This is a genomic window from Acidovorax sp. GW460-11-11-14-LB4 (assembly GCF_059423685.1).
Window position 1 is genome coordinate 1 of record NZ_JBWKYJ010000034.1, and the last position, 15,132, is coordinate 15,132.

The window sequence follows — 15,132 nt, forward strand, 5'->3', positions numbered from 1 at the left end:
GCGCCGCTGCGAGGAAGGGGGTGGTGTCGTTCACCCACCGGATTTTAGGGCGGGGGCTGCGCAGGGGTATCGGGCTGAGGTGGGGCGTGATGGGGATAATGCGCCCACCTTTTTTCCGCGCCGCGCCCAGGCCCGCCTTTTCATGGAACTTGTCACTTTTCTCATCGACTTCATCCTGCATGTGGACAAGTATCTGGAGGCGTTTGTGCAGGCCTATGGCATGTGGGTGTACGCCCTGCTGTTTGCCATTGTGTTTGTCGAGACTGGCCTGGTGGTGATGCCGTTCTTGCCGGGCGACTCGCTGCTGTTCATCGTGGGCGCGCTGTGTGGTGCCGGCATGATGAGCTTTCCGCTGGCGTGCGCGGTGCTGCTGGCGGCGGCCATCTTGGGCGACCAGTGCAACTACTCCATCGGCCGTTACTTTGGTCCCAAGGTGTTCCAGTGGGAGGATTCGCGCTGGTTCAACCGCCGGGCGTTCAACCAGGCGCATGAGTTTTACGAGCGCTACGGTGGCATCACCATCGTGATTGCGCGTTTCATGCCCTTCATCCGCACGTTTGCGCCCTTCGTGGCGGGCGTGGCGGAAATGAATCGCGCCAAGTTCACCGCCTACAACGTGGGCGGGGCGCTGCTGTGGGTGCTGGGCATTGCCACGGCCGGGTACTTCTTCGGCAACTTTGCGTGGGTCAAGGAGAACCTGGACAAGATCATCTGGGCGATGATTTTTGTGCCGGGCCTGATCGCCATCTTTGGCGCCTGGCGCGCCGGGCGCCAGGCCCGCACAGCCTGACAGGCAGCGAATTTGCTACAAATAAAAGAGCGGCAGGCGCATGATTTACATGCGCCTGCCGCTCTTTTTATGCCCAGATCACCGCTGTGGGCGGGGAGGGAAGTCCCAGAGGCTTAACGGCGGTAAGGGCGGCGTTGGTCGCGGTCTTCGCCCACTTCATGGCCGATGAGGGCGCCGGCAGCGGCACCACCGATGGTGCCCACAGGGCCGCCGAAGATGGCGTTACCGGCAACGCCACCGACCACGGCGCCGACGCCAGTGCCGACCTGGGCGTTGGTGGGGTTGGATGCACAACCACCCAGTGCCAGGGCCGCAGTGCAGGTAGTCGCAAGAAGAATGTGACGGATGTTCATGGCGAGATTCCTTGATGGTTGTGGAGTCAGGCCGTGGTCCCCAATCCGCGGTAGCGGCTGAAGCTCGACCTGTGCCTCTACTGTGGCTGCCCGGCCGCGCGGTGGCTGTAGGCAGGCAAGGGTGCTGGGTGTAGGACAGGCGGCACAGGAGGAACTAAGGGTTTCCCTGCGCCTGTCGCTGTTGCCAACCGGGTTGCGCAGGCAGATCATTTCCTTGTCATACGAAACTTACACAAGGACACGCGATGACCCAGCACATCCAGCAAGCCGGCCGGGGCGGCGTGGGCACCCAGCTGACGGTGGCGCAGCAGATCGGGTTGATTGTGGGCGTGGCGGTGCTGGCGCTGGTGGTCGTCCTGGCGCTGAGCCTGGTGCGTGTGCAGCGCCTGGGGGCCACGGTGGATCAGCTGGCCACCGAGCAGGTGGAGCGGCTGCAACTGGCGCTGCGCTGGCGCAGCAACATCGCCGTCAATTCCACGCGTGTGTTCTCCATCGCCCAGACCGAGGGCGATGACCTCCAGAACTATTTCAAGGAGGCAGTGGCCGCCACCACCGCCGACACCAGCAAGGTGCAAAAGCGCTATACCGAGCTGGAAAACAGCCCGGAGGGCCTGCGCATCCAGGAAGAGCTGGCCACCATCCGCAAGTCGTACCTGGAGTCGCGCGACAAGTCGCTGGAGCTGAAAAAGGCGGGTGACATGGCCCAGGCGCGCGCCTATGCGCTGGGCACGTTTGCGCCAGTGCTGGACAAGTACAACGCCGTGGCCGACAAGATGGTGGATTACCAGGTGCGCCGCTCGGCCGAGCAGGCGGCCGAGGCGGCAGAGCTCATCCAGTCCTACCGCATGACCGTGCTGGTGGCGGGTTTGGCAGGGCTGGCGCTGCTGGTGGTGCTGTCGTGGGTGGTGGTGCAGCGCATCCGCCGCTCGCTGGGGGCGGTGAGCGCGGTGGCGCAGCGCATTGGCGAGGGTGACCTGTCCCAACCCATCGAGGTGCAAGGGCGTGGCGAGGTGGCCGAGATGATGCGTGCCATGCAGGGCATGCAGAGCTCGCTGGTGCGCATCGTGGGCGACGTGCGGCACAGCAGCGACAGCATTGCCACGGGCTCCAGCGAGATCGCGATGGGCAATGCCGACCTGAGCCAGCGCACCGAGGAACAGGCCAGCAACCTGGAGGAAACGGCTGCCTCCATGGAAGAGATCACCAGCACCGTGAAGAACAACGCCGACACCGCGCGCAAGGCGGCCACGCTGGCCGGCTCGGCTTCGCAGGCGGCGGTCAAGGGCGGCGAGGTGGTGGGCCAGGTGGTGACCACCATGCAGGTCATCTCGGCCGCGTCCCGAAAGATCACCGACATCATCAGCGTGATCGATGGCATTGCGTTCCAGACCAACATCCTGGCGCTGAACGCGGCGGTAGAGGCAGCCCGTGCCGGCGAGCAGGGCCGTGGGTTTGCGGTGGTGGCCAGCGAGGTGCGCAGCCTGGCCCAGCGCAGCGCCGAGGCGGCCAAGGAGATCAAGGCCCTGATCGGCGCCAGTGTGGAGAAGGTGGAGAACGGCACCCAGCTGGTGAGCAACGCCGGGCAGAGCATGGAAGACATCGTCGCCCAGGTGCAGCGGGTGAGCGACCTGATTGGCGAAATCTCCAGCGCCACGGGCGAGCAGACCATCGGCATCAGCCAGGTGGGCGAGGCGGTGATGCAGCTGGACCAGGTCACCCAGCAGAATGCGGCCCTGGTGGAGCAGAGCGCTGCGGCGGCCGACAGCCTCAAGCACCAGGCGGCGCGGTTGTCAGAGATCGTGAGCGTGTTCCGGCTGGGGCGCTGACCGCTTTCAGCGCCGCACGGTCTTCACCCCCCTCAGGCCTTCGAGGCCCGGAGTGCAAAGAAGCCAACGCAGCCAAAGAGGCCTCAGGTTTTCTCCGCAGGCTTGAGGCACATCGTCACCAGCAGTGACGCAGGTTCTACCGCCTTGAGCGAATGCAGCGCGCGCGGTGCCAGGTGCACAAAGTCGCCGGGATGCAATTGCTGCACGCCCAGCTCGCTCGCAAACTCCACCACGCCCTCGATGCACTGCACGGTGGCCTCGCCGGGCGTCTGGTGTTCTTTCATGGATTTGCCCACGGGCAGGACCACCCGCATGACTTCGAGCTGGCCGGCTTTGAGGACGGCGGTGGTGACGGTGTCGGCCAGTCGTGCTCCCAGGGGACGCACGCTGACGATCTGACCAGACTGGGCGTGGGGCAGGGCCATGGCAGTTCTCCTTGCTGGCCAAGGCGCGGTGCGCGCCCGGCCGATGCAGGCTACTGTGCCTGCAGTTGGCAGTGCGCGCAAGGTGGGCTGGCCGTCCCGCGCGCTATGTCCCTGCCTGCCTACACCGACCGGCTGCGCGCCAGTGGCGGGTTCTTGGCGAAGTAGCGCGTGATGCCGCGCATCAGCGCGTCGGCCAGCTGCTCCTGGTAGGCGCTGCTGCGCAGGCGCTTTTCTTCTTCGGGGTTGCTGATGAACGCGGTTTCGACCAGCACGCTCGGGATGTCGGGCGCCTTCAGCACCGCAAAGCCCGCCTGCTCCACGCGCGGTTTGTGCAGCTTGCCCACGTTACCGATCTCCCCCAGCAGCACGGTGCCGAGCTTGAGGCTGTCGTTGATCTGCGCGGTGGTGCTCATGTCCAGCAGCGCGCGCTGCACGTGCTGGTCCTTGGACTGCACGTTGATGCCGCCCACCAGGTCGGCCTGGTTCTCCTTGTTGGCCAGCCAGCGGGCTGCGGTGCTGGAGGCCCCGCCCTGGCTCAGCGCAAACACGCTGGCGCCACGGGCCTCGGGCGTGGTGAAGGCGTCGGCATGGATGGAGACAAACAGGTCGGCCTGCACGCGCCGGGCTTTTTGCACGCGGGTGCCCAGGGGCACAAAGTAATCGCCGTCGCGCGTGAGGTAGGCGCGCATGGGGTTGCCACCCACGGTGGTGGCGTTGATGCGGTCGCGCAGCAGGTGGGCCACGCGCAGCACCACGTCTTTTTCGCGGGTGCCGGAGGGGCCAATGGCGCCGGGGTCTTCGCCCCCGTGGCCAGGGTCGAGTGCCACGATGATGATGCGGTCGGTCTCGGTGGCTGTGGGGCGGTTGCCAGGTCGTGAGGGCGCGGCAGGGGCGGCGCTGGGCGCGGGTGCTGCGGCCACCACGGGCGGCTGGGCTGTGGTGCCGGACTGCGCGGGGCCATTGGCGCGCTGTGCGATCAGGTCGCCCAGCGGGTCGTGCTCTGCGGCGCGGGCTGCGGCCGGTGCGGGCGACGGCGCAGGCGTGGCGGCCGGGCCGCTGGCATCGCGCAGGCGCTCGGCAATCAGTGCCTCCAGCGGGTCCACGGGCGCTGCGGGGTACAGGTCAAACACCAGCCGGTGGCGGTAGGCGGCCACGGGCGGCAGGGTGAACACCTGCGGCATGGCGGGCTGCTTGAGGTCCACCACCAGGCGCACCACACCCGGTGCGTTCTGGCCCACGCGGATGCCCGCGATGTTGGGGTCGTCGGGTTTGACCTTGGCCACCAGTTCGCGCAGCTCGGGGCTCAGGTCGATGCCCTCGATGTCCACCGCCAGGCGCGGCGGCGAGGTCACGAAGAACTGCTTGGCCACCAGCGCGCCATCGGACTCGATGGTCACCCGCGAGTATTCGGGTGCGGGCCAGACGCGCACGGCCACGATGGTGGCGCCGCGTGCAATCTGCTGTGCGCCCAGCAGCAGCACCAGGCTGCTGGCGCGCAGCACGGCACGGCGCGATGGCTGGGAAGCGGCGTGGCGGTCGGGCAGGGTGGGTTCGTTCACGGTGTCTCAGAGAGCTTGCAGCAGGCTGCGCCCCGTGGCGGTGGGGGCATGCAGCGTGACCTTCCTTTCGGTGTCATCCATTGCTTCAATGTGGATAGCAAGGTCTGCAAGCGGGGTAAGCGCTGCGGCCTTTTCCGGCCATTCTGCCACCTTGAGACCGGGGTTGGCAAAAATGTCCCTGAAACCGGCGTCTTCCCACTCGCGCGGATCGTCAAAACGGTAGAAGTCGAAGTGCCAGATCGAGAGACCCGGCGCCTCGTGGGGCTCCACCACCGCGTAGGTGGGGCTCTTGATGCGGCCCTGCACGCCCAGCGCGCGCAGCAGGTGGCGCACCAGGGTGGTCTTGCCCGCGCCCAGGTCGCCGTGCAGGGTCACGAAGGCGTTGGCCAGCAGGGGCTGGGCGGCCAGGCGCTGGGCAAAGGCGGCGGTGTCTTCCTCGCTGTGCCAGGTGAAATGGCGCGTGGCTTTGGCCGCAGCATCGGTGCCGCTTTCTACAATCTGGCCGGTATGTGGTGCAACAGTCAACTCGTTCCTCAAATGCAGGAGTGGGCCCGCGAGCTGGGATTTTCCCAAATCGGCGTGGCGGGGGTGGACTTGTCTGCGGCCGAGCCGGGTCTTGCGGCCTGGCTGGCGCAGGGGTTCCATGGTGACATGCATTACATGGCATCCCACGGCATGAAGCGCGCGCGCCCGGCCGAGCTGGTGCCCGGCACCGTGAGTGTGATCACGGCGCGCATGGATTATTTGCCGCGCGATACGGCCAGGGATGCGCCCGGGGGCTGGCAGGCGGCCGAACTCTCACGCCTGCAGCGCCCGCACGAGGGCATCGTCTCCGTCTACGCCCGGGGCCGGGACTACCACAAGGTGCTGCGCGCCCGGCTGCAAAAGCTCAGCGACCGCATCGCCGAGGCCATCGGCCCGTTTGGCCACCGCGTGTTCACCGACTCCGCGCCGGTGCTGGAGGCCGAGCTGGCCGCGCGCAGCGGCCAGGGCTGGCGCGGCAAGCACACGCTGGTGCTCAACCGCGAGGCGGGGTCCATGTTCTTTCTGGGCGAGATTTATGTGGACATGGCGCTGCCCCAGAGCGAGCCCGTCACCCCACACTGCGGCAGCTGCAGCGCGTGCATCGACATCTGCCCCACACAGGCCATCGTCGCGCCGCACCGCGTTGACGCGCGGCGCTGCATTTCGTACCTCACCATCGAACACGCCGGGCCCATCCCTGTGGAGCTGCGTCCGCTGATGGGCAACCGCATCTATGGCTGCGACGACTGCCAGCTGATTTGCCCCTGGAACAAGTTTGCGCAGGTCAGCCGCCTGCCCGATTTTGACGAGCGCAAGGGGCTGTCGGGCCAGCAGCTGGTGCACCTGTTTGCGTGGGACGAAGCCACCTTTTTGCGCATGACCGAGGGCGGCCCCATCCGCCGCATCGGCCATGAGCGCTGGCTCCGCAATGTGGCCGTGGCGCTGGGCAATGCGCTGCGTGCCACGGGCGATGGGGCCTTGCGCGCTGCGCTGCAGTCGCGGGCCGAGGATGCCAGCGCGCTGGTGCGGGAGCATGTGGCCTGGGCTCTGGACGCTGCTTGAGGGCGTTTTTGGAAGAAATTGCTTGGTAGCGCTAGTGCAATATTCCTTGGTAGCTATCAAAATAGGAGTGTCCGCCGTTGCTCCGGGTCCTCACTGCACCAGCAGCCCCGTCTGCCGCAAGGTGCCCACCAGCCCCTGGGCGAACTCCGCATATCCGGCAGCATTGGCGTGGATCTGGTCCGACCGCAACCGCTCTTGCGCCAGCACGCTCGACCAGCCTTTGGCATGCAGCGGGATCTTCAGCTCTTCGGCAATCTCTTCGTACAGCGGGTGGTCGCTCAGGCGGCCGGCAGCGGCCATGAGCGACAGCTCCGGCACAGCCACCAGCAGCACCTGGGCGCCGCTGGCCCGTGCCTCGGTGCAGATGCGCAGGATGTTGGTGCGCGCGGTGGCAGCACTCTGGCGCCGCAAAAAATCATTGCCGCCAATGCCCACGATGACCAGCGCGGGCTGGTGCTGTTGCAACAGGCCCGGCAGGCGCGCAAGCGCCTGGGCCGAGGTGTCGCCCGACACACCGCCGTTGACCACCTTCCAGCCCGTCAGGCGCGCCAGTTCGGCGGGGTAGGCGGTGTCGGCCGAGGCTCCCACGCCCGATGTGAGCGAGTCGCCCAGCGCCAGCACCGTGGCGCCCGGCGGCACCGCCTGGGCACGCGGCGGTTTGCGGCCGCAGGCGACCAGACCCAAAGCGGCGACCAGACTGGCGCCCAGCAGCCGCCTGCGGTTCAGGCCCCGGCTCATCGCAGCACCCCCAGCGCAAACGGCAGGCTCACGATGCCCAGCAAGGTGGACAGCGTGACCAGCCCCGCCACATACGGCCCGTTGTAGCCCATGCGCGCCGCCAGCACATAGCAGGTCGATGCCGTGGGCAAGGCTGCAAACGCCAGCAGCACCGTGGTCTGCACGGCATCGAGCCCGAACATGCGGGCCATGCCAAATGCCACGAGCGGCTGCACCAGGTGGCGGATGGCCAGCACCGACACGCTCAGCGTCTTGCCCCGCGTGAGCAGGCCAAACTGCAGCCCCGCGCCGGCCGCCATCAGGCCCAGCGCGAGCGACGCAGCGCTGATGCGGCTGACCGTGGGCACTGCCCATTCGGGGATCTGAAAGCCCAGCAGATTGGCCACCAGCCCCGAGGCGGTGGCGATGATCAGCGGGTTGCGCAACAGCTCGCGCGCAAAGCTGTGCTGCCCGTGCCGGGCCATGGGCCACACCGCAGCCACATTGAACAGCGGCACACACACGCCGATCAGCACCGCAATCATCAGCAGGCCCTGGGTGCCTGCCAGCCGCTCGGCAATCGCCAGGCCAATGAAGGAGTTGAAGCGGAACGCCACCTGCGCGCTGGCCGCATGGTCGCGCACATCAATGTGCTTGCCCACCCAGGGCCAGTGCGGCAGGCTGTAGGCCAGAGCGATGCCGATCACGCCCGACAGCATGCCCGCCCCGATCAGCCCCGACGCGGCGCCAATATCCATCGGGCTTTTGACGATGGACTGGAACAGCAGAACCGGGAACAGCAGGTAGTACACCAGGCTCTCCACCGGCTGCCAGACCGAGCGGTTCAGGGCGGTGTACCGGCAGATCAGGTAGCCCAGGAAGATGAGTGAAAAGTCGGGGAGCAGAAGTTGGGCGTAGTTCACACACCGAGAATACTTGATGCATGGCAAGCCGCCCGGGGGCTCCCGGCAGGCTGAATGGGGCAGGGGGACTGCCCACCCCCACTTTGTTTCTAGGGTTAGCCCTTATGTGGAATCCGCAGGGCGGTTTGGCGTGCGTTGGGCATACCATCTGCGCTGTTTGTTGTTACCCCGCACGAAGGAGATTTCCATGCATCGTCGTCAATGGCTTGCGCTGACCGTACTGGCTGCCGCAGCTGGATCGGCTGCCGCACAAGGCTACCCCAACAAGGTGATCCGGCTGGTGGTGCCCTTTGCACCCGGTGGCACCACCGACATCATTGCGCGCGTGATCGCCGAGCCCCTGGGCCGCGTGCTTGGCCAAAGCGTGATCGTGGACAACAAGGCCGGTGGCGGCGGCATTGTGGGTGCGGCCGAACTCGCCCGTGCCACGGCCGACGGCTACACGCTGGGCGTGGCCACTGTGTCCACCACCGCAGCCAACCCCGCCATCAACCCCAAGACGCCGTACAACCCGCTGACGGACTTCTCGCCCATCATCAACATTGCGGCCACCCCCAACATCATTGCGGTGAACCCCAGCTTCCCGGCCAAGGACTACAAGGCGTTCGTGGCGGAACTCAAGAAGTCGCCTGGCAAGTATTCGTACTCGTCGTCCGGCACGGGCGGCATCGGCCACCTGCAGATGGAGCTGTACAAGAACCTCTCGGGCACCTTTGTGACCCACATCCCCTACCGCGGCGCGGGCCCGGCCCTGAACGACACCGTGGCCGGCCAGGTGCCCATGATTTTTGACAACCTGCCCTCGGCGCTGCCCTTCATCAAGGAAAACCGCCTGGTGCCCATCGTCGTTGCAGCGCCCCAGCGCGTGGCAGCCCTGCCCAATGTGCCCACCTTCAAGGAACTGGGCCTGGAGCCGGTGAACCGCATGGCCTACTACGGCATCGTGGGCCCCAAGGGTCTGCCCAAGGATGTGGTGGACAAGATCAACGCCGGTGTGCGCAAGGCCCTGGAAGACCCGGCCGTGAAGAAGCGCATCGAAGACACGGGCTCGCTCGTGATCGGCAACACGCCCGAGCAGTTTGCCGAGCAGATCAAGGCCGAGTTCGCGGTCTACAAGGATGTGGTCGTCAAGCAGAAGCTGACGCTGGAATAAAAGCCACCGCCTCCGTCCCCAGCCGCCTTCGGGCGGCTTTTTTGTGCCCGTGGAGTCGAATGCCCGCGATGCGTGCTATGGTTTTTGGATGCTTGCTCCCAGTCTGAACGCCATCGACACCTTTGTGGACGCCCTGTGGCTGGAAGATGGCCTGTCGCGCAACACGCTGGCCGCTTACCGGCGCGACCTGACGCTGTATGCGCAGTGGCTGGCCGACCAGCAGCCCGCCCTGGCGCTGGACGACACGGCCGAACACCACCTGCAGGCCTACTTTGCCGCCCGCCATGCGCAGACCCGCGCCACTTCGGCCAACCGGCGCCTCACGGTGTTGCGCCGCTACTTTCACTGGGCGCTGCGCGAGCGGCGCATCACCGCCGACCCCACGGTGCGGCTGCAGGCTGCGCGCCAGCCGCTGCGTGTGCCCAAGACCCTGTCGCAGGCGCAGGTGGAGACGCTGCTGAACGCGCCCGACCTGGGCAATCCCCTGGGCCTGCGCGACCGCACCATGCTGGAGCTGATGTACGCCAGCGGCCTGCGCGTGACCGAGCTGGTCACGCTCAAGACCTACCAGGTCGGCCTGAACGAAGGCGTGCTGCGCGTGATGGGCAAGGGCAGCAAGGAGCGCCTGGTGCCGTTTGGCGAAGAGGCCCGTGCCTGGCTGGAGCGCTATCTGAACGAGGCCCGCAGCGCCATCCTGGGCGGGCAGCAGACCGACGACCTGTTCGTCACCCAGCGCGGCAGCGGCATGACGCGCGTGATGTTCTGGGTCATTGTGAAGAAGTGGGCGCAGGTGGCGGGCATCACGGTGCCGTCGTCGCCCCACACGCTGCGCCACGCGTTTGCCACGCACCTGCTCAACCACGGCGCCGACCTGCGCGTGGTGCAGCTGCTGCTGGGCCATGCGGATATCTCCACCACCACCATCTACACCCACGTGGCGCGCGAGCGGCTCAAGTCCCTGCACGCGCAGCATCACCCCCGTGGATAGCGTGCAACACCACACTGGCGTGGGCTGAGCGGCGCGCCAGACCGGTTTTCCCACACCACAACAAGGAGACATTGCATGAAAAAACTCATCACCAGCGCACTGCTGCTGGGGGCTGCCACCCTGGCCATGGCGCAGGCCTGGCCCACGGCCAAGCCCATCCGCCTCATCGTGGGGTACCCGCCGGGCGGCGGCATCGACTTTGCCGCGCGCACCGTGCAGGTGCCGCTGCAGGAGCTTCTCAAGCAGCAGATCGTGGTGGACTACAAGCCCGGTGCCGGCGGCATGCTGGCGGCGACCGAGCTGACCCGGGCCGCGCCCGATGGCTACACGTTGCTGCTGGCCAATACCGGCCCGTTCGCTATCGCACCGTACTTGCAGCGCAAGATGCCGTACGACCCGCTCAAGCAATTCAGCTACATCGGCCAGATCAGCCAGGGCAGCTACATCGCGGTCACCCGGCCGGACCACCCTGCCAAGGACCTCAAGGAATGGGTGGCATGGGCCAAGGCCAACGCTGGCAAGGTGAACTTCGCATCGGGCGGTGCGGGCACCTCCACCCACCTGAATGGCGAGCTGATGAACCAGGCGACCGGGCTGGACGTGACGCATGTGCCCTACAAAGGCAGTGCCCCGGCTGTGCAGGACTTGATCGGCGGACAGACGCAGTTGCTGATCGATGCAGGGCCGGTGCTGCTGCCGCAGGTCAAGGGCGGCAAGCTGAAGGCGCTGGCAGTGACGGGCCCACGCCGCGACCCGCAGTTGCCCGACGTGCCAACGGTCGCTGAACTTGGGCTCGGCGGCATGGAATCCGTCGGCTTCCAGGGGCTGGTGGGCCCCGCAGGCATGCCCAAGGAAGTGGTGGACAAGCTGGCGGCCGAACTGGCCAAGGTGCTGGCACAAGCGGAGGTGAAGGCCAAGTTCGCGTCCACAGGTTCGGAGGTACATTCCCTGGGACCCACGGAATTCTTCGGCTTTGTGAAGGGCGAGAACGACAAGTGGGCCAAGCTGATCCGCGAGCGCAAGCTCGAACTGGATTGACGGGCTGACCTGACGGCTGCCCATCGAACTCCTCACCATTGGCTCTCACCATGAATCTGCTTTTTTCTCGCCGCCAGTGGGTGGCCGCTGCTGCTGTCGCCCTCGTGGTCTCTCCCGTCGTGGCTTCGGCCCAGGCGTGGCCCGCCAAACCCATCCGCATCATCGTGGCCTACCCGGCAGGGGGCGTGAGCGACAACATCGCCCGCGCGCTGGCCGACAAGCTGGCGGTGCAGCTGGGCACCCCTGTGGTCGTTGAAAACAAGGCGGGCGCCAGTGGCAGCCTGGGCGTGGACGCGGTGGCCAAAGCCGCGCCGGACGGCTACACGCTGGGCTTTGCAGCGGTCAGTCCCCTGGCGCTCAACCCGCACCTGGGCAAGTCCCCTTTCGATCCGCAGAAGGACATTGCGCCCGTGGTCAGCGTGATGTATTCGCCCGTGCTGCTGCTGGGCACGCCGGCGAGCCGTGCGACCGACTTCAAGGACCTGATCGCGCGTGCGCGGGCCCAGCCCGGCACGGTGCGATGGGCCACGTCGGGGCAGGCGTCGCTGGGGCACATCATGCTGGAGCAGATCCAGTCGGTGGCCCAGGTGCAGATCACGCACATCCCGTACAAAGGCGGCGGGCAGCAGATGAACGACGCGCTGGGCGGGCAGTTTGAGGTGCTATCGACCAACGCCGGCCCAGCGGTGCTGCAGCACATCCAGGCGGGCAAGCTCAAGCCGCTGGCGGTGGGGGCTCCGGCGCGGCTGGATTCGCTGCCGCAGGTGCCCACGCTCTCCGAGCTGGGTCAGCCTGCAGCCAATCTCTCGTCCCTGTTTGGCCTCTATGCCCCGGCGCAGACGCCCAAGACGGTCATCACACGCATCAATACCGAGGTGAACAAGGCGTTGGCCCTGCCGGACATTCGCGCCAAGCTCGATGCCACCGACAACGTGCCCACGGGCGGCACCACGGCCGAGTTCGCGCGCCAGATTGCGCTGGAGTCCGAAAATAACGCGCGCATCATCCGCGCGGCAGGAATTCAGGGCAACTGACCGTGTGCAGGGGTTGAGCCCCAGAAACGCCACAGGCCCTGTCAAAGCAGGGCCTGTGGCTTTTTAAGGGGAAAGGCGGGACTATTCTTCGTTCAGGCTCTCGGCCCAGGTCAGCGCCTGCAGGTGGGCCCAGTTCACCTGGCGGTTGGACAGGTGCAGCGCATCGGCGTTCTTGGCAAAGGCCACTTCATCGCCGCTTTCGCAGGCCTTGGTCAGCTCCAGGAACGGGGCAAACACGCCGGTGCCACGCAGCAGGGCGTCCATCACGGGTTCGGGCAGGGCCACGGACTCCAGCGCCTTTTCGAGCGGCACGCCCAGCATGGTGTCCAGCAGCGAGAACACGCCCACGACGAAAGCGTTGTCGCATTCTTCGGGCGGCAGCAGCTCGGCGGCCAGCAGCTCCATCAGGCGGCCGCGCACCACGGCAGTCTGGCCCACGGCCGGTGGCGCTCCACCCGCACGCGAGGTGGTCATCAAGAGGGCTGCCCAGCGGAACAGCTTTTTCAGCCCCAGGATCATCACCGCATGGCGGAACGAGGTGATCTCGCACGACAGGCCAAAACCCGACGAGTTGATGAAACGCAGCAGGTTGAAAGACAGGGTGGGGTCTTTCTTGAGCAGGTCTTCGATCTCCGCCGTGCTGGCCTGTTTGCGCACGAGGTTGATGAGCTGGATGATGGTGGCCTGCGAGGGGCGGATGGTGGTGGCCTTGACCAGCGAGGGATGCGCAAACCAGTAGCCCTGGAACAGCTTGACGCCCAGATCGCGCATCAGCTCGTATTGCGCAGCCGTTTCGACCTTTTCGGCCACCAGCGTGGCCTTGCTGTGGGTTGTGGCAAATTTGACCAGGGGGGCCGCCAGCTCGGGCTTGAAGGCCTGCATGTCCAGCTTGATGAACGCCGCCATCGGCAGCCAGCTGGTGTAGGCGCGCTTGAGGGCCTGCTGGTCAAACGCGAGGCGAAAGCCGCGTGTGCGCAACGCCTCCAGCGTGGGAACGCGGCCTTCGATTTCTTCGGGGGTGGCGCTGTCGGGCAGCGGTGGCACCTCCAGCACCACCTTTTCGGGGTGGATCAGCTCCAGGTGGCCGCCCGAGAGGCTGTCGTGCGTGCAGTTGATGAACACTGTCTTCTTGCCGACCAGGGCCTCGGTGCCCGCGTAGGACAGGGCATTGAACAGCAGGGCTGCATCGCTGGCGGCGGTGTGTGAGTCGGACGCGGTGGAGCGGTCGAACAGCTCGTAGCCATAGACCGCGCGGCTTTCGTCCACGATGGCCTGGCGCGCAATGATGGCAAGGTTCTCGTCCACGGGATCGACCACAGGCGCCGCGGCGTCCGGGGTGTCTTGTTCGGGTGTGCTCGACATGGGGTCCACTGAAATGAAGGGCTGACGATCATTCTAGACCGCCGGGCGTTGGCAGAGAACCAAAGTCTGACCGGGGGCCGCCAGCGTGGCGGCGGTAGCTGTCAGTCGCTGATGTGGTCGGCCCAGGCCAGCGCCTGCAGGTGGGCGAAGTTGATCTGCTGGCTGGTCAGGTGCAGCAGGCCGGCAGCGCGGTCAAACACGGCGTCGTCGCTGGACTCGCAGGCCTCGGCCAGGGTCAGCAGGTCACCCAGGAAGCCTTCGCGCCGCAGCAGCGCGGCCGCCACGGGTTCGGGCACGTTGAGCAGGCCAATGGCCGACTCCATGGGCATGGAGAGCATCACATCCAGCAACGAGAAGATGCCCACCACAAAGGCCTGGTCGGCTTCCTCGGGGGGCAGTGTCTCCAGTGCCAGCAGCTCCATCAGGCGCCCGCGCACCACGGCGGTGTGGCCCACAGACGACGGCGTGCCGTTGTTGCGCGACGCGGTCAGCAGCAGCGCCGCCCAGCGGAACAGCTTTTTCAGGCCCATGAGCATCACGGCCTGGCGGAAGGAGGTGATCTCGCGCGACAGGCCAAAGCCGGCGGAGTTGATGAGGCGCATCAGGTTGAAGGCCAGGCCCGCATCCTTCTTGAGCACCTCTTCGATCTCGTCGGTGCTGGCCTGTTTGCGCACCTGGTTGATCAGCTCGATGATGCTGGCCTGCGACGGCGTGAGCAGCTTGGTCTCGACCAGGGCAGGGCGGGCAAACCAGTAGCCCTGGAACAGCTGCACCCCCTGGCTGGACACCATGTCGTACTGCTGGGCCGTCTCCACCTTCTCGGCGATCAGTTCGGCCTTGCAGTGGCGGCCCGCGTAGCTGATCAGCACCGCGAGCTGGTCAGGTGCCAGCACCGACAGGTCCAGCTTGATGTAGTCCGCCAGCGGCAGCCACGGCGCATACGCCGACTGCAGCACCGTGTGGTTGAAGGCCAGGTGAAAGCCCCGGTCGCGCAGCTCGGTCAGGATCGGCAGGCGCGTGGCGACCTCTTCGGCGGCCGCATGGCCCAGGGGCGGAATCTCCAGCACCACCTTGTCGGGGTCCACCAGCTCCAGGTGGCCGCCCGACAGGCTTTCATGGGTGCAGTTGACGAAGATCAGCTTCTTGCCCACCAGCTCCTCGGTGCCGGCGTGCGACAGGGCGGTGAACACCAGGATCACGTCGGTGGCGGCCGTGTGGGCGGCGCCGCTGCGCGAGCGGTTGAACAGCTCGTAGCCCACCACCACCTGCTGCGCGTTCACGATGGCTTGGCGCGCAATCATGGCGACCGACGATTGGTTGCCCGGCGGTGGCGCGGGCGGTGTGCCAGGAGTGAAGGCTTGGGTCATGGGCGTGGGC

Annotated in this window: 15 protein-coding genes; 7 read left to right on the forward strand and 8 right to left on the reverse strand. The window is 66.6% G+C overall.

Annotated elements, in window-relative coordinates:
• The first annotated feature begins 142 nt into the window (after positions 1-142).
• Positions 143-790, forward strand: coding sequence for a DedA family protein (locus AC07X4_RS13535; protein WP_056061629.1), 648 nt, complete (start codon positions 143-145; stop codon positions 788-790).
• A gap of 113 nt (positions 791-903) precedes the next feature.
• Here the strand turns inward: AC07X4_RS13535 and AC07X4_RS13540 are convergent, their stop codons facing one another.
• The gene (locus AC07X4_RS13540) at positions 904-1,143 is read right to left on the reverse strand and encodes a YMGG-like glycine zipper-containing protein (RefSeq protein WP_056061634.1); all 240 of its coding nucleotides are present in this window, start codon (positions 1,141-1,143) and stop codon (positions 904-906) included.
• Between the two features lie 245 nt (positions 1,144-1,388).
• Between AC07X4_RS13540 and AC07X4_RS13545 the strand changes: the two genes are divergently transcribed.
• Complete coding sequence (locus AC07X4_RS13545) at positions 1,389-2,969, forward strand: methyl-accepting chemotaxis protein (protein ID WP_494740356.1); 1,581 nt, start codon at positions 1,389-1,391, stop codon at positions 2,967-2,969.
• An 83-nt stretch (positions 2,970-3,052) separates the two neighbouring features.
• Here AC07X4_RS13545 and AC07X4_RS13550 read toward each other — a convergent pair whose 3' ends face one another.
• The 3 genes from AC07X4_RS13550 to tsaE form a co-directional block, all read right to left on the reverse strand.
• Positions 3,053-3,394, reverse strand: coding sequence for a cupin domain-containing protein (locus AC07X4_RS13550; RefSeq protein ID WP_056061641.1), 342 nt, complete (start codon positions 3,392-3,394; stop codon positions 3,053-3,055).
• A gap of 119 nt (positions 3,395-3,513) precedes the next feature.
• Entirely contained in the window at positions 3,514-4,953 is a 1,440-nt protein-coding gene (locus AC07X4_RS13555; protein WP_494740357.1) for an N-acetylmuramoyl-L-alanine amidase, read from the reverse strand.
• 6 nt (positions 4,954-4,959) lie between these two features.
• Positions 4,960-5,478, reverse strand: coding sequence for a tRNA (adenosine(37)-N6)-threonylcarbamoyltransferase complex ATPase subunit type 1 TsaE (tsaE, locus tag AC07X4_RS13560; RefSeq protein WP_146871168.1), 519 nt, complete (start codon positions 5,476-5,478; stop codon positions 4,960-4,962).
• A gap of 12 nt (positions 5,479-5,490) precedes the next feature.
• Between tsaE and queG the strand changes: the two genes are divergently transcribed.
• Complete coding sequence (gene queG / locus AC07X4_RS13565; RefSeq protein WP_192418753.1) at positions 5,491-6,540, forward strand: tRNA epoxyqueuosine(34) reductase QueG; 1,050 nt, start codon at positions 5,491-5,493, stop codon at positions 6,538-6,540.
• A gap of 90 nt (positions 6,541-6,630) precedes the next feature.
• On the opposite strand, the gene AC07X4_RS13570 is transcribed toward queG, so the two are convergent.
• Both AC07X4_RS13570 and AC07X4_RS13575 read right to left on the reverse strand, forming a co-directional pair.
• Positions 6,631-7,278: a GDSL-type esterase/lipase family protein gene (locus tag AC07X4_RS13570; protein WP_494740358.1), complete on the reverse strand. Its 648-nt coding sequence runs from the start codon at positions 7,276-7,278 to the stop codon at positions 6,631-6,633.
• Positions 7,275-8,180 (reverse strand): AEC family transporter, encoded by a 906-nt coding sequence (locus AC07X4_RS13575; RefSeq protein ID WP_056061656.1) that lies wholly within the window; start codon positions 8,178-8,180, stop codon positions 7,275-7,277. The genes AC07X4_RS13570 and AC07X4_RS13575 overlap by 4 nt, the downstream gene beginning before the upstream one ends.
• Before the next feature lie 187 nt (positions 8,181-8,367).
• Here AC07X4_RS13575 and AC07X4_RS13580 point away from each other — a divergent pair, with 187 nt between their 5' ends.
• From AC07X4_RS13580 to AC07X4_RS13595, 4 genes are all read left to right on the forward strand, one after another.
• Complete coding sequence (locus AC07X4_RS13580; protein WP_056061659.1) at positions 8,368-9,333, forward strand: tripartite tricarboxylate transporter substrate binding protein BugE; 966 nt, start codon at positions 8,368-8,370, stop codon at positions 9,331-9,333.
• Positions 9,334-9,421: 88 nt separating this feature from the next.
• The gene (gene xerD, locus AC07X4_RS13585) at positions 9,422-10,321 is read left to right on the forward strand and encodes a site-specific tyrosine recombinase XerD (RefSeq protein ID WP_494740359.1); all 900 of its coding nucleotides are present in this window, start codon (positions 9,422-9,424) and stop codon (positions 10,319-10,321) included.
• Positions 10,322-10,396: 75 nt separating this feature from the next.
• Positions 10,397-11,359 carry a Bug family tripartite tricarboxylate transporter substrate binding protein gene (locus tag AC07X4_RS13590; protein ID WP_288853018.1) on the forward strand — a complete coding sequence of 321 codons (963 nt, stop codon included), beginning with the start codon at positions 10,397-10,399 and terminating at the stop codon, positions 11,357-11,359.
• Between the two features lie 50 nt (positions 11,360-11,409).
• Positions 11,410-12,393, forward strand: coding sequence for a Bug family tripartite tricarboxylate transporter substrate binding protein (locus tag AC07X4_RS13595; protein WP_288853017.1), 984 nt, complete (start codon positions 11,410-11,412; stop codon positions 12,391-12,393).
• Between the two features lie 81 nt (positions 12,394-12,474).
• On the opposite strand, the gene AC07X4_RS13600 is transcribed toward AC07X4_RS13595, so the two are convergent.
• Both AC07X4_RS13600 and AC07X4_RS13605 read right to left on the reverse strand, forming a co-directional pair.
• Entirely contained in the window at positions 12,475-13,755 is a 1,281-nt protein-coding gene (locus tag AC07X4_RS13600; RefSeq protein WP_056061670.1) for an EAL and HDOD domain-containing protein, read from the reverse strand.
• A gap of 101 nt (positions 13,756-13,856) precedes the next feature.
• The gene (locus tag AC07X4_RS13605; protein ID WP_056061672.1) at positions 13,857-15,122 is read right to left on the reverse strand and encodes an EAL and HDOD domain-containing protein; all 1,266 of its coding nucleotides are present in this window, start codon (positions 15,120-15,122) and stop codon (positions 13,857-13,859) included.
• Positions 15,123-15,132: the final 10 nt, after the last annotated feature.

Coding starts and splice junctions, on each gene's coding strand:
- AC07X4_RS13535 (WP_056061629.1), top strand. CDS start 143: ATGGAACTTGTCACTTTTCTCATCGACTTCATCCTGCATGTGGACAAG.
- AC07X4_RS13540 (WP_056061634.1), bottom strand. CDS start 1,143: ATGAACATCCGTCACATTCTTCTTGCGACTACCTGCACTGCGGCCCTG.
- AC07X4_RS13545 (WP_494740356.1), top strand. CDS start 1,389: ATGACCCAGCACATCCAGCAAGCCGGCCGGGGCGGCGTGGGCACCCAG.
- AC07X4_RS13550 (WP_056061641.1), bottom strand. CDS start 3,394: ATGGCCCTGCCCCACGCCCAGTCTGGTCAGATCGTCAGCGTGCGTCCC.
- queG (WP_192418753.1), top strand. CDS start 5,491: ATGCAGGAGTGGGCCCGCGAGCTGGGATTTTCCCAAATCGGCGTGGCG.
- AC07X4_RS13570 (WP_494740358.1), bottom strand. CDS start 7,278: ATGAGCCGGGGCCTGAACCGCAGGCGGCTGCTGGGCGCCAGTCTGGTC.
- AC07X4_RS13580 (WP_056061659.1), top strand. CDS start 8,368: ATGCATCGTCGTCAATGGCTTGCGCTGACCGTACTGGCTGCCGCAGCT.
- xerD (WP_494740359.1), top strand. CDS start 9,422: ATGCTTGCTCCCAGTCTGAACGCCATCGACACCTTTGTGGACGCCCTG.
- AC07X4_RS13590 (WP_288853018.1), top strand. CDS start 10,397: ATGAAAAAACTCATCACCAGCGCACTGCTGCTGGGGGCTGCCACCCTG.
- AC07X4_RS13595 (WP_288853017.1), top strand. CDS start 11,410: ATGAATCTGCTTTTTTCTCGCCGCCAGTGGGTGGCCGCTGCTGCTGTC.
- AC07X4_RS13600 (WP_056061670.1), bottom strand. CDS start 13,755: ATGTCGAGCACACCCGAACAAGACACCCCGGACGCCGCGGCGCCTGTG.
- AC07X4_RS13605 (WP_056061672.1), bottom strand. CDS start 15,122: ATGACCCAAGCCTTCACTCCTGGCACACCGCCCGCGCCACCGCCGGGC.